Below are 12,514 nucleotides of genomic sequence, written 5' to 3' on the forward strand. Positions count from 1 at the left end.
ACAGTCCAGTTCAGGCGATGCGCAGAACCACGTCGCCGAGGACGGGGGAGTCCGCGCGTTCGGCCACGGTGACGGTGGCGATGAGGTCGTCGGCTTCGCGCCAGACCTTGATGTGCAGCGTCTCGCCGGGGTAGAGGACGCCGGCGAACTTGGCGCGGAAGCCGCCGACGCGGGTGGCGTCGCCGTCGAGGAGCGCGTCGGTGAGCGCCTTGCAGACCACGCCGTAGGTGCACAGGCCGTGCAGGATCGGCGCGGGAAAGCCTGCGCCCTTGGCGAATTCGGGATCGGAGTGCAGGGGATTGCGGTCACCGCAGAGGCGGTACAGCAGAGCCTGCTGCGGCAGCGTGGGGGTGCTGAACTCCGCGTCCGGCGCGCGATCGGGGAGCGCGGTCTTGGTGCTCGGGCCGCGTTCGCCGCCGAAACCGCCCTCGCCCTTGGCGAAGATCGAGGACCGCACCGTCCACAGCGGTTCGCCGTCGGAACCGATGACCGTGTTCTCCTGCACGATCACCGCGTTCGCGCCCTTGTCCCAGATCTCGCTGATCCGGCCGGTGCTGGTCGCCTTGCCGGTGGCCGGAATCGGCTTGTGCACCACTACTTCCTGGTGTCCGTGGACCACCTTGGCCAGGTCGATCTCGATGCCGGGGAAGCTCACTCGCGGCGGCTCGGTCTCGCGCAGGGTGGGCGCCACCGTCGCGAAGGTCGGTAGCACCTGGGGTGCGCGGTCATCGAGATAGGTGAGTTCGACCGGGTCGCTCGGGTGCGCACCGGCGCCGAGGCCCAGGTGGTAGAGCTGCACGTCGGTCGGGGTCCAGCTGAACTCCCGGCTCGGCAGCGCCGCGCCGAGCGCGATCTGTGTGTCGATGGGCATTGCTCACTCCTGCGAGGTCGGGATCTGCTGATCGATCGTCATGCGGCGTCCTTGGCGGCGGCGATGTCGAGCACCGCCAGGTAGGCGAAGGTGATGGCGGGGCCGATGGTGGCGCCGGGGCCCGCGTAGGTGTGGCCCATCACCGGGGCGCTGGTGTTGCCCGCCGCGTAGAGGCCCTCGATGACCGAATCGTCTTCGCGCAGTACGCGACCCGAGGTATCGGTGACCAGGCCGCCCTTGGTGCCCAGGTCGCCGGGCACCATCTTGGCCGCGTAGAACGGGCCCTGTGACAGCTCGGCCAGGCACGGGTTGGGCTTGACGGTGGGATCACCGTAGTAGCGGTCGTAGTGGCTGTTGCCGCGGCCGAAGTCCTCGTCGGTGCCCGCGGCGGCGAAGCCGTTGAACCGCTTCACCGTGGCCGCGAGGTTCTCCGCCGGCACGCCGATGCGCTCGGCCAGTTCCTCGATGGTGTCGGCCTTGACGATGTAGTCGTTCTCCAGCCAGCGCTTGGGGAACCGCTGACCCGGCTGCAGACCGGCGAAGATGTAGCGATTGCGGTAGCGCTGATCGAAGACCAGCCAGGCGGGAATGTTCTCGCCCGGACCCGCGCCCTGCCCGTACTCACCGCCGTACATGGTGTGCACCGCCTCGACATAGGGCGCCGACTCGTTGCCGAACCGCTCGCCCCGGTCGTTGACCATGATCGTGCCGGGCAGATTGCGCTCGGCCAGGGCGAACCACGGCTTGCCGCCCTTGAAGATGGTCGGACCCCACCACGCGTCCTCCATGAATCCGACTGTCGCGCCCGCTGCCATACCGGCCACGATGCCATCGCCGGTGTTGGCCGCGGCACCTGTTGTCCACTCAGTGGTGATCGGCTGACGCTGGTACTTGGCCCGCATGTCGGCGTTGTGCTCGAACCCGCCGGTGCCCAGGACCACGCCATAGCGTGCGGAGAAGGTCGTCGGCTCGCCGTCGACGACGGCCTTGACGCCCGTGACCCGCCCGTCGGTGATCACCAGCTCGGTCAGCGGGGTGTTGAGCAGCACCGGCACCCCGGCATCGAGCAGACCCTTGCGCAGGGCGGCGATGATGGCCTGGCCCATGCCGAGCAGGTGCTTGCCGGTGAATTTGGCCCAGTAGGTGCGCGCGCCGACCCGCATGGCCCGCATCATGCCCTTGGGATGGCGGCGGATCAGGTTGAGCCGGACGAAGTCGGCCTGGGTGACCACGACATTGAGGGGAGCCTTGGCGTAGGCCGGTTCGAGGTTGGCCACCTCCGCGCCGAGGACCTTGGCGTTGAACGGCTTGGGCTCGCAGGAACGGCCGGAAGCGCGTCCGCCCGGCGCTTCGGGGTAGTAGTCGGAGTAGCCGGGGACCCAGTTCATTTTCAGTGGGCTGTGGTCGAGGACGAAGTCGAACGCCTCGGCGCCGCGATCGAGGTAGGTGTCGATCTTCTCGGCGGGCACCACGTCGCCGATGATGCTGTGCAGATAGGTGCGCGCGTCCTCGCGGTCGTCGGGCCGACCCGAGGCGAGCAGCGCCTTGTTGCCCGGAATCCACACGCCACCGCCGGACCGGGCCGTCGACCCGCCGTAGTGCGCTGCCTTCTCGAGCAGTACCACGCTCAGTCCACGGTGGGCCGCGGTGAGCGCGGCCGTCATCCCGGCGGCGCCGCTACCGACGACCACCACATCGTATTCCCGATCACTCATGTAGAACACGTTATAGAAGCAGTCCTCGGTTTGGCAGAGGTTTGTCTCCCAAGAAGTGGAACGTGTTATAGAAATCACCTGTGGATGCGTTGTATTGTCAGGTGAACAGCTGACGCTCGACTGCGAAACCGGTTACAGTTTTGGCGTCCAGAACCTGCGGCTGTGCGGCCAGACCGCCCCGCCGTGCCCGTGCTGCCTAGGAGGTCCGCGTGCTGCCCGACGCGGTACGAACTCAACTCGCCGATGAACTCGCCCGTGCCGAGGACGAGCGAGTCGCCGTCTCGCCGCTCGTCGACCGGTATCCCGACATCGATGTCGTCGATGCCTACGAGATCCAGCTGCTCAACATCCAGCGCCGGTTGCGCTCCGGCTCGAAGGTGGTCGGCCACAAGGTCGGCCTGTCGTCGAAGGCGATGCAGCAGATGATGGGTGTCGACGAACCCGACTACGGGCACCTGCTCGCCGAGATGGCGGTCTTCGAAGACGTCCCCGTCGAGACCTCGCGCCATCTGCTGCCGCGGGTGGAGGTCGAGGTCGGTTTCGTCCTCGGTGCCGACCTGCCCGGCGAGGACTGCACCGAGGCCGATGTGCTGGCCGCGACCGTGGCCTACGCCCCGGCGATCGAGTTGATCGATTCCCGGATCAAGGACTGGCGGATCGGTCTGGCCGACACCATCTCCGACAACGCCTCCTCGGCCGGATACGTCCTCGGCAAAGAGCGCGTCGCACCCGGTGACATCGACATCACCGCCATCGACGCGGTACTCACCCGCAACGACGAGGTCGTCGCCGAGGGGCGTAGCGACGCCGTGCTCGGTGATCCGCTGATCGCGGTCGCCTGGCTGGCGCGCAAGGTCGCCTCCTTCGGAGTCCGGCTGAAAGCCGGGGACATCGTGCTGCCCGGTTCGTGTACCCGCGCCATCGACGCCCGCGCCGGGGACACCTTCCATGCCGAGTTCACCGGGCTCGGTTCCGTCCGGCTGAACTTCGCCTAGGCCATCACCGTGCTCAGGTGGCCGAGGACGTTCACCGGAGCCGACCATCTCGCCGGCTGTGCCGGCTGCCCATAGGAGGCCAACCGTGTCCAACGGGACCGTCACCGCCGCGATCGTCGGATCCGGCAACATCAGCACCGACCTGCTCTACAAACTCCTGCGCTCGGACAAGATCGAGCCACGCTGGATGATCGGCATCGACCCCGACAGCGAAGGGCTGAAGCGGGCACGGGGGCTGGGGCTGGAGACCTCGGCCGAAGGCGCGGACTGGCTGCTCGCGCTCGACGAGAAGCCGGACCTGCTGTTCGAGGCCACCTCCGCCTACGTGCACCGCGCGTACGCGCCGAAGTACGAGGCCGCGGGCATCCGCGCCGTCGACCTCACCCCGGCCGCGGTCGGACCGGCGGTGATCCCGCCGGTGAACCTGGACTCGCTGCGGGACGCGCCGAACGTCAACATGATCACCTGCGGCGGGCAGGCCACCATTCCCATGGTCGCGGCCGTGTCCCGGGTCGTGCCGGTGGCCTACGCCGAGATCGTCGCCTCCGTCTCGTCGGTGTCGGCCGGTCCCGGCACCCGGGCCAACATCGACGAGTTCACCAAGACCACCAGTCGCGGTGTGGAGACCATCGGCGGCGCTGCCCGCGGCAAGGCGATCATCATCCTGAATCCGGCCGAGCCGCCGATGATCATGCGCGACACCATCTTCTGCGCCATCCCCGAAGACGCCGACCGCGACGCCATCGCCGAGTCCATTCTGGCGATGGAGAAGTCGATCCAGGAGTACGTGCCCGGCTACCGGCTGCTCAACGAACCTCAGTTCGACGACCCGTCACTGGTCTCCGGTGGCATGGCGAAGGTGTCGATCTTCGTCGAGGTCGAAGGCGCCGGTGACTTTCTGCCCCCGTACGCGGGCAACCTCGACATCATGACCGCCGCCGCCACCCGCGTCGGTGACGTGCTGGCCGATCAGATCATCTCGGCTCGGGTGTAAGGAGAATCGACCATGAGCACCAAGCCCTTCTCGGCTGAACTCGACGTCCGCGTCACCGACACCTCGCTGCGCGACGGCTCCCATCACAAACGCCACCAGTTCACCGTGTCCGAGGTGCGCGATATCGTCGCCGCCCTCGATGGTTCGGGCGTCCCGGTCATCGAGGTGACCCACGGCGACGGTCTCGGTGGTTCCTCGTTCAACTACGGGTTCTCGAAAACCCCGGAGCAGGAACTGATCAGGGTCGCCGCCGAGGCCGCCAAGCAGGCCAAGATCGCCTTCCTCATGCTGCCCGGCGTCGGGGTCAAGGAAGACATCAAGATCTCCCAGGACAACGGCGGCAGCATCTGCCGCATCGCCACCCACTGCACCGAGGCCGACGTCTCCATCCAACACTTCGGGCTCGCCCGCGACCTCGGCCTGGAGACGGTCGGGTTTCTCATGATGGCCCACTCCACTACCCCGGAGAACCTGGCCAAGCAGGCCCGCATCATGGCCGACGCGGGCTGCCAATGCGTCTACGTCGTCGACTCCGCGGGCGCCCTCGTGCTCGAGCAGGTGTCGGACCGCGTCTCGGCCCTGGTCGCCGAGCTCGGCGACGACGCCCAGGTCGGCTTCCACGGTCACGAGAACCTCGGCCTCGCAGTGGCCAACTCGGTCTACGCTGTGCGCGCGGGCGCCACCCAGATCGACGGCTCGGCCCGCCGCTTCGGCGCGGGCGCGGGCAACCTGCCGGTCGAAGCCTTCATCGGCGTCTGCGACAAACTCGGCATCACCACCGGCGTCGACTTCTTCGCAGTCACCGACGCCGCCGAGGACGTCGTCCGCCCCGCCATGCCCACCGAATGCCTCCTCGACCGCCAAGCCCTCATGATGGGCTACGCCGGGGTCTACTCCAGCTTCCTCCGCCACGCCGAACGCCAAGCCGAACGCTACGGCGTCTCCGCCGCGGAAATGCTGGTCCGCGCGGGCAAACGCAAACTCGTCGGCGGCCAGGAAGACCAACTCATCGACATCGCCCTCGAACTCCAACGCGAGAACACAGCCGTAGCCTCGGCCTGATCACCTCGCCCCGACGGCGTGACCCGACCCTGGGTCACGCCGTCTCGCGTCACCAGCCGAATCCGACCGAGCCGCCGTGGTATTGGTCGCTGTCAGCCGCCTGGCCATTCAGCCTTGGCGGGTACTTACTGGTTGCCGACGGCGGTTTGGCCATTCAGCCTTCGCGGTACTGGCTGCCGGGAGCCGCCTGGCGATTCGGCCTCGGCGATACTGGTCGCCGGCCTCACCCGCAAGAACGGCCCCCGAGGCGCCACGAACTAACCACCGAAGGCGCCCTCCTGGCCGAATCCCCCCAACCCCTCTGGGACTGGGCCCAACACCGAACCCCCACCCGTTGAAGGGGCCCACATAGCCAAGTTGTTCGATGCGGCTGAGCCCAATCGGCGCTCGCGATGGCTGGACGACTGATCATCAGGCATTCACGCAAACATCGCCCGAGAGCGAAAAGCCCTCAGTGCCTGGTGATCAACTGTCCAACCTCGAATCCGTGGGGATGTCGGTGGGGTGGTGGACGATCTCGCGGCATGGGGGTATTCGATGAACCGTTTATCGGGTCGTGGGCGGTGGCGGCGGGGTCGGTCACGCGGTACCGGTTGCGGCTCGACTTCGATCGGGTCGCGCCGGATGTATACACGCGCAAAGGCGTAGAGCTGGACGCGATAGGCCGGGCCAAGGCGGCGGTCCAGTGGACCAAGGGGGAAGGCGTGCTCGTCGGTCGCGCGGCAGCGGCACTGCACGGGGACAGGTGGGCAGACCGCGATCAGCCGGTTGAGATCGCCTTGCCGCGGCATCGCCACGCGCCGCCGGGCATCACCGTGGTGCAGGTCCCGCTCGCTCGACACGAGCGGTGCGAAGTGGATGGCTATCCGGTTACCACGCCGATTCGCACCGCATTCGACCTCGCCCGGAAGCTGCCTCGCGAACGGGCCGTCCCGGCACTCGACGCGCTGTGCCGCGTCACCGGGCTCGCACCGTCCGCAGTTCTCGATTTCGCCGATGGTTACCCGCGTGCGCGCGGTTGCGCTGCCGTACGTGCGGTGCTCGAGCAGGTCGATTCCGGCGCGGAGTCGCCGCAGGAGTCGCTGACCCGATTGCTGCTGGTCGACCATGGGCTGCCCACTCCTACCACCCAGATAGTGGTTAGGGACATCGCCGGAGAGTTCCTCGCCCGCCTCGACATGGGTTGGAAGAAGTGGCGTGTAGGGGTGGAGTACGACGGCGCCCAGCATTGGACCGACCCGGTTCAGCGTGCGAAGGACATCGACCGCCTCGCGGTCCTCGCCGAGCACGGCTGGCAGATCGTCCGAGTCGGCGCCGACCTGCTACGCAACCGTCCCCACATCATCATCGACCGGGTCTCAACCGCCCTGAACACCCGCGGTGCTCGATTGGACGACTGATCATCAGGCATTCACGCAAACATCGCCCGAGAGGGAAAAGCCGTCAGTGCCTGATGATCTTGGTGGCGGGGGATATTCGCTGGACGGCGGGCGGTGCGCTGACGCTCGTAGGCACCCGCCCAGCGGCCATCGGCCACCGCTTCTTCGATGGCCGCGTACCCGGCGGGTTGCATGTGTCCTGCCGCGATGAGGGCTTCGGCTTTGGCCACGTTGACCTGGGACCACGGGCTGCGGGTCCGTCGGGGCGAGTAGCGCTGCAGGTAATGGTGGGCGTCGAGGGAGCGCCGGTGGCTGTCGATCCAGCCGTGACACAGGGCGCCGTCGAGGGTTTCGGTGATCGTCACCGAGGGTTCGGGGGCGTTCTTCTTGGCGATGCGCACCCACACCTCGGTGGCTGTCGCGTGATTCCCGGCCAGCCAGGACGACCACTCCGCGGCGTCGGCGCACACGATGTATTCCACATCCATACGTCGATCATCCGCCGCAAACTACTCAAGAAGTGAGCACTTTGAACCGAGAAAACGGGTGCGGCCGCGCACTGTGGTGGCGGCCGCACCCGTCGGACTCACAGCCAGGTGTCGAGGCTGGTGGTCGTGAGGAAATGGTCCAGGTCCGCGCGCCAGGGCGCGGGGGTGGTCTTGTCGGGTTCGATGCCGGTGTACTGGCCCCGGTAGAACAGCAGCGGGCGGCCGCCGGTGGTCGCCGATTCCGAGAGGGCGTGGACCCGGCCGATGACGATGTAGTGGTCACCGCCGTCGCTCACGGAGTCGACCGTGCACTCGATGGTCGCCAACGAGCCGTCGAGCACCGGGACACCCAATGCGGAGGTGTGCCAGGCGACTCCGGCGAACTTGTCGGTCTCGCGGGAACCGAACCGCGCGCAGGTCGGCTGCTGCTCCTCGGAGAGCACGTTCACGCAGAACCGGCCCGCCGCCTCGATCGCCGCCCAGGACCGCGACCCCTTGGTGGGGCAGAACAGCACCAGCGGCGGGTCGAGGGACAGCGCGGCGAAGGACTGGCAGGCGAAGCCGATCGGCTCGCCCGCCGGGTCGAGCGCGGTGATCACGGTGATGCCGGTGCAGAACTGCCCGAGCACCGTGCGGAACTGTCGGCCGTCGATCGCCGGCGTCTGTTCGGTCATGTCGCTGGCCGCCATTTCCTATTGCTGCTTGAATCCGACGGTGAAATCGTGACCCCACAGGCTGACCGCGGTCGATTCGCGGGCGATCCAGTCGTCGTCATCGACTTCCAGTCCCTCGCAGCCGAATTCGATGTCGAACCCGCCGGGAGTCTTCATGTAGAACGACAGCATCTTGTCGTTGATGTGCCGGCCGAGGGTGGCCGACATCTTCACCTTCTTGCGCAGGGCGCGGTCCAGGCAGAGGCCGACGTCGTCGGAGTTCTCCACCTCCACCATCAGGTGCACGATGCCGGTCGGATTCGGCAGTGGCAGGAACGCCAGCGCGTGATGGCGCGGGTTGCAGCCGTAGAAGCGCAGCCAGGCCGGGTCGCCGTCGGCCGGACGGCCCACCATCTGCGGTGGCAGCCGCATGGAGTCGCGGAGCCGGAAACCGAGGACGTCCTGGTAGAAGGCCTGCGCCGCGGCATCGTCGGTGCAGGTCAGCACCACGTGGCCCAGGCCCTGCTCGGCGGTGACGAACTTGTGGCCGTAGGGGCTCACGAAGCGGCGGCCCAGGTACTGCGCGCCGTAGAACGCCTCGAGGGTGTTGCCGGAGGGATCTTGGAACCGGATCATGCCCTCGACCCGGCGCTCGTCGAGCTCTTCCTTGGTGCCCTCGGTGAAGGCGACGTCGGCCTTGGTCAGGGTCTCGCGCAGCTGCTGCAGGCCGGGGCCGTCGGTGACCTCCCAGCCCGAGACCAGCAGCCGGTCCTGCTCGCCGGGAACGATCACCAGTCGCGCGGCGAAATCGTCCATGCGCAGATAGAGCGCGTCGGGGTCGATCCCCTTGCCCTCCATCATGCCGAGCACCTTCAGGCCGTACTCGCGCCAGGCCGCCATGTCGGTGGCCTCGATGCGCATGTAGCCCAGGGCACGAATACTCATCGCTTGTCTCCGAGGAAATCGATGGTGAGCCGGTTGAACTCGTCGAACTTCTCCAGCTGCGCCCAGTGCCCGCAGCCGCCGAACACGTGCAGCTGCACCCGTGGGATCACCTTGGTGGCCACGAGCGCACCGTCGAGCGGGTTCACCCGATCCTCGCGACCCCAGATGAGCAGCACCGGCTGACGCAGCTTGTACGCGTCACGCCACAGCATGCCCTTCTCGTAGTCGGCACTGGCGAAGGACTTGCCCATCGCCTTCATCGCGGCCAGCGATTCGGGGGTGTTGGCCAGGGCGAACCGCTCGTCGATCAGTTCCTCGGTGACCAGCGACTGGTCGAAGACCATGATTCGCAGGAACTTCTCGAGATTGTCCCTGGTCGGTTCATAGGTGAACTTCGAGAGCAGCTTGACGCCCTCGGTGGGGTCGGGTGCGAACAGATTGGTGCTCAGCCCGCCCGGTCCCATCAGCACGAGCTTGCCCGCGCGGGTGGGGTGGTCGAGCGCGAAGCGCACCGAGGCGCCGCCGCCGAGCGAATTGCCCAGCAGGTGCACGCGGTCGGTGATCTCGAGGTGGTCCAGCAGGGCCAGCAGCGCATTCGAGCTGTGCACGAAGTACTGCGGATGATCCACCGGCTTGTCGGACTTGCCGTACCCCGGCTGATCAGGCGCGATCACGTGATAGTGCTCGGCGAGCACCGGGATGTTGCGGGCGAAGTTCGACCACGCCGAGGCGCCGGGCCCGCCACCGTGCAGCAGCACGATCGTCGGCCCGTTGCCCACCCCGGCTTCGTGGTAGTGCAGCTTCAGTGAAGGGGTGACCTGCGCGAAGCGTGAGGTCGATGTGTAGGTCAGTTCAGCGGTCTGGGTCATCGGCTACACCATGGCGTCGGTGACGGGCAGCCCGAACTCGTGCGTGCCGTACATGACGTAGGCGCGCTCGGGATCGTTGGCCGCGTGCACGCGCCCGGCATGGGCGTCCCGCCAGAAGCGCTGCAGCGGAGTGCCATTGGCGAGTGCGGTCGCACCGGAGGACTCGAAGAGCTTGTCGATCGAGGCGATCACCCGCCCGGTCGCGCGCACCTGATCGCGGCGGGCGCGCACGCGCAGATCGAACGGCACCTCCTCGCCGGCCACCAGCAGCGCGTACTCCTCGGCCACATTGCCCGAAAGCTGACGCCATGCGGCATCGATGTCGCTGGCCGCCTCGGCGACGCGCACCTTGGCGAACGGATCGTCCTTGGCCTTCTCCCCGGCGTAGGCCGCGCGCAAGCGCTTGCCCTGGTGCTCGACGTGCGCCTCGTAGGCGCCGTAGCCCATGCCGACGATCGGGGCGGAGATGGTGGTGGGATGGATGGTGCCCCACGGCATCTTGTACACGGCATCCGGATTCTGTTCGAGCCCCGGCGAGCGCCCCTCGCTCATCGCGCGGAAGCTCAGGAACCGGTGCGTCGGCACGAAGACGTCTTCGACGACGACGGTGTTGGAGCCGGTGCCACGCAGGCCGACCACGTTCCACACGTCGTCGATGCGATACTCCGAGCGCGGGATCAGGAAGCTGCCGAAGTCGACCGGCTTGCCGTTCTTGATCACCGGACCGCCGAGCACCGCCCAGGTGGCGTGATCCGAGCCCGAGGACCAGGCCCACGAGCCGCGCACGATGTAGCCGCCCTCGACCGCCTGACCGGCGCCCATCGGCGCGTACGAGGACGAGATCCGCACGTCGGTGTCCTCGCCCCAGACCTCCTGCTGGGCCTGCTGGTCGAACAGCGCGAGGTGCCAGTTGTGCACGCCGATGATGCCGGCCACCCAGCCGGTGGACCCGCAGGCGCTGGCGATCTTGCGGACCGTGTCGTAGAAGACGACCGGGTCGGCGGCGTGCCCGCCCCACTGCGTGGGCTGCAGCAGCCGGAAGAACCCGGTTTCCTGCAGCGCCTTCATGGATTCTTCGGGAATGCGGCGCAGGTCCTCGGCCTCCTGCGCGCGCTCACGCAGCGTCGGCAGCAGGGCCTCGACCCGTTCGGTCACTTCTTGCGTCATATCGGAGCCCGCTCCTACCTTGTCGGATCGACAACCGGTTCTTGTTCGCCTCTGAGATTAGAACAGGTTCTCATTTCTGTCGAGAAGATCGCCCTACCTCGGATATAACAGGAGTGAAGAGGGAAGTTCGCTGGACAGCTAGCGTGAAGCGGCCTCGTTTTGTAACGTGTTCTAGTGAACAAGGAGGGTTCGGGATGGCAGTCAACCCCAAGGTGAGGGAACTCGATGTCGGCACGACGCCGACCAGGTTTGCGCGTGGCTGGCACTGTGTCGGCCTCGCGAAGACCTTCCGCGACGGCAAGCCGCACGCGATCGAGATCTTCGGGACCAAGCTCGTGGTCTGGACCGATACCAACGACGAGATCCGCGTTTTGGACGCCTATTGCAGGCATATGGGCGGCGACCTGAGCATGGGCACGGTGAAGGGCGACGACATCGCCTGCCCGTTCCATGACTGGCGCTGGGGCGCCAGCGGTAAGTGCACGTCGATTCCGTACGCGCGCCGTGTGCCGCCCCTGGCTCGCACCAGGACGTGGACCACCCTCGAGCGCAACGGCCAACTGTTCGTCTGGCACGACCACGAGGGCAATCCACCGCCCGAGGACGTCACGATCCCGCACATCGAGGGTGCCTACACCGACGCGGAGGGCAACCCGAGCGAGACCCACGACAGCGGCTGGACCGAGTGGACCTGGAACCAGATGGAGATCCAGGGCGCCAACTGCCGCGAGATCATCGACAACGTGGTCGACATGGCGCACTTCTTCTACATCCACTTCGCCTTCCCGACGTACTTCAAGAACGTCTTCGAAGGCCATGTGGCGACGCAGTTCCTCGAGACCAAGGGCCGTCCCGATGTGGGGATGGCGGCCAAGTACGGCGGTGAGACGCTGCTGAAGTCGGAGGCGTCCTACTTCGGTCCGTCGTACATGATCAATCCGCTGGTCAACATCTACGGCGGGTACCAGATCAAGGTGGTGCTGATCAACTGTCACTACCCGATCTCGCAGGACTCGTTCATGCTGCAGTACGGCCTGACCGTCGAGAAGCCCACGGGCATCGATGACGCGACCGCCGAGAAGCTGGCCACGTCGATGACCGAGTTCTTCGGCGACGGCTTCCTGCAGGACGTGGAGATCTGGAAGCACAAGTCCAAGGTCGAGAACCCACTGCTGTGCGAGGAGGACGGACCGGTCTACCAGTTGCGCCGCTGGTACGAGCAGTTCTACGTCGACGCCGACGAGGTCACCGAGAAGATGACCCAGCGCTTCGAATTCGAGGTCGACACGACCAAGGCCAATGTGGCCTGGGAGGCTGAGGTGGCGGAGAACCTGCGCCGCAAGCGCGAGGCCGAAGAAGCCGAAGCGGGCGTCTGA

12 protein-coding genes are annotated in these 12,514 nt (G+C 67.0%); 5 read left to right on the forward strand and 7 right to left on the reverse strand.

Annotated elements, in window-relative coordinates; translation table 11 throughout:
- Positions 1-10 precede the first annotated feature (10 nt).
- Both BOX37_RS02160 and kstD read right to left on the reverse strand, forming a co-directional pair.
- On the reverse strand, positions 11-871 hold the full coding sequence (locus BOX37_RS02160) for a MaoC/PaaZ C-terminal domain-containing protein (protein ID WP_071925992.1): 861 nt from the start codon (positions 869-871) through the stop codon (positions 11-13).
- Between the two features lie 38 nt (positions 872-909).
- The gene (gene kstD / locus BOX37_RS02165) at positions 910-2,595 is read right to left on the reverse strand and encodes a 3-oxosteroid 1-dehydrogenase (RefSeq protein WP_071925994.1); all 1,686 of its coding nucleotides are present in this window, start codon (positions 2,593-2,595) and stop codon (positions 910-912) included.
- Positions 2,596-2,795: 200 nt separating this feature from the next.
- Between kstD and BOX37_RS02170 the strand changes: the two genes are divergently transcribed.
- The 4 genes from BOX37_RS02170 (at position 2,796) to BOX37_RS02185 (ending at position 7,037) form a co-directional block, all read left to right on the forward strand.
- Entirely contained in the window at positions 2,796-3,581 is a 786-nt protein-coding gene (locus tag BOX37_RS02170; RefSeq protein ID WP_071925995.1) for a 2-keto-4-pentenoate hydratase, read from the forward strand.
- Positions 3,582-3,666: 85 nt separating this feature from the next.
- A complete protein-coding gene (locus BOX37_RS02175; protein WP_071925997.1) occupies positions 3,667-4,575 on the forward strand; it encodes an acetaldehyde dehydrogenase (acetylating) in 909 nt (302 codons plus the stop codon).
- A gap of 12 nt (positions 4,576-4,587) precedes the next feature.
- Positions 4,588-5,637 carry a 4-hydroxy-2-oxovalerate aldolase gene (gene dmpG, locus BOX37_RS02180; RefSeq protein WP_071926000.1) on the forward strand — a complete coding sequence of 350 codons (1,050 nt, stop codon included), beginning with the start codon at positions 4,588-4,590 and terminating at the stop codon, positions 5,635-5,637.
- Positions 5,638-6,161: 524 nt separating this feature from the next.
- Positions 6,162-7,037 carry a DUF559 domain-containing protein gene (locus tag BOX37_RS02185; protein WP_071926001.1) on the forward strand — a complete coding sequence of 292 codons (876 nt, stop codon included), beginning with the start codon at positions 6,162-6,164 and terminating at the stop codon, positions 7,035-7,037.
- An 11-nt stretch (positions 7,038-7,048) separates the two neighbouring features.
- On the opposite strand, the gene BOX37_RS02190 is transcribed toward BOX37_RS02185, so the two are convergent.
- The 5 genes from BOX37_RS02190 to hsaA all read right to left on the reverse strand — a co-directional run bounded on the left by BOX37_RS02190 (position 7,049) and on the right by hsaA (position 11,138).
- The gene (locus BOX37_RS02190; protein WP_071926003.1) at positions 7,049-7,504 is read right to left on the reverse strand and encodes a YdeI/OmpD-associated family protein; all 456 of its coding nucleotides are present in this window, start codon (positions 7,502-7,504) and stop codon (positions 7,049-7,051) included.
- 98 nt (positions 7,505-7,602) lie between these two features.
- Positions 7,603-8,178: a 3-hydroxy-9,10-secoandrosta-1,3,5(10)-triene-9,17-dione monooxygenase reductase subunit gene (gene hsaB / locus BOX37_RS02195; protein WP_156910236.1), complete on the reverse strand. Its 576-nt coding sequence runs from the start codon at positions 8,176-8,178 to the stop codon at positions 7,603-7,605.
- An 18-nt stretch (positions 8,179-8,196) separates the two neighbouring features.
- On the reverse strand, positions 8,197-9,102 hold the full coding sequence (gene hsaC / locus BOX37_RS02200; protein WP_071926006.1) for an iron-dependent extradiol dioxygenase HsaC: 906 nt from the start codon (positions 9,100-9,102) through the stop codon (positions 8,197-8,199).
- Positions 9,099-9,971, reverse strand: coding sequence for a 4,5:9,10-diseco-3-hydroxy-5,9,17-trioxoandrosta-1(10),2-diene-4-oate hydrolase (gene hsaD / locus BOX37_RS02205; RefSeq protein WP_071926008.1), 873 nt, complete (start codon positions 9,969-9,971; stop codon positions 9,099-9,101). Before hsaD ends, hsaC begins: the two co-directional genes overlap by 4 nt.
- A 3-nt stretch (positions 9,972-9,974) precedes the next feature.
- On the reverse strand, positions 9,975-11,138 hold the full coding sequence (gene hsaA / locus BOX37_RS02210) for a 3-hydroxy-9,10-secoandrosta-1,3,5(10)-triene-9,17-dione monooxygenase oxygenase subunit (protein WP_071926009.1): 1,164 nt from the start codon (positions 11,136-11,138) through the stop codon (positions 9,975-9,977).
- A 194-nt stretch (positions 11,139-11,332) separates the two neighbouring features.
- Between hsaA and BOX37_RS02215 the strand changes: the two genes are divergently transcribed.
- The gene (locus BOX37_RS02215) at positions 11,333-12,514 is read left to right on the forward strand and encodes a 3-ketosteroid-9-alpha-monooxygenase, oxygenase component (RefSeq protein WP_071926011.1); all 1,182 of its coding nucleotides are present in this window, start codon (positions 11,333-11,335) and stop codon (positions 12,512-12,514) included.

It is taken from the genome of Nocardia mangyaensis, from assembly GCF_001886715.1.
Classification (GTDB): Bacteria; Actinomycetota; Actinomycetes; order Mycobacteriales; family Mycobacteriaceae; genus Nocardia; species Nocardia mangyaensis.

What these genes read in the sequence shown, in the direction of transcription:
- BOX37_RS02160 (WP_071925992.1), bottom strand. Translation starts at nt 871, where the DNA reads ATGCCCATCGACACACAGATCGCGCTCGGCGCGGCGCTGCCGAGCCGG.
- dmpG (WP_071926000.1), top strand. Translation starts at nt 4,588, where the DNA reads ATGAGCACCAAGCCCTTCTCGGCTGAACTCGACGTCCGCGTCACCGAC.
- BOX37_RS02185 (WP_071926001.1), top strand. Translation starts at nt 6,162, where the DNA reads ATGGGGGTATTCGATGAACCGTTTATCGGGTCGTGGGCGGTGGCGGCG.
- BOX37_RS02190 (WP_071926003.1), bottom strand. Translation starts at nt 7,504, where the DNA reads ATGGATGTGGAATACATCGTGTGCGCCGACGCCGCGGAGTGGTCGTCC.
- hsaB (WP_156910236.1), bottom strand. Translation starts at nt 8,178, where the DNA reads ATGACCGAACAGACGCCGGCGATCGACGGCCGACAGTTCCGCACGGTG.
- hsaC (WP_071926006.1), bottom strand. Translation starts at nt 9,102, where the DNA reads ATGAGTATTCGTGCCCTGGGCTACATGCGCATCGAGGCCACCGACATG.
- hsaD (WP_071926008.1), bottom strand. Translation starts at nt 9,971, where the DNA reads ATGACCCAGACCGCTGAACTGACCTACACATCGACCTCACGCTTCGCG.
- hsaA (WP_071926009.1), bottom strand. Translation starts at nt 11,138, where the DNA reads ATGACGCAAGAAGTGACCGAACGGGTCGAGGCCCTGCTGCCGACGCTG.
- BOX37_RS02215 (WP_071926011.1), top strand. Translation starts at nt 11,333, where the DNA reads ATGGCAGTCAACCCCAAGGTGAGGGAACTCGATGTCGGCACGACGCCG.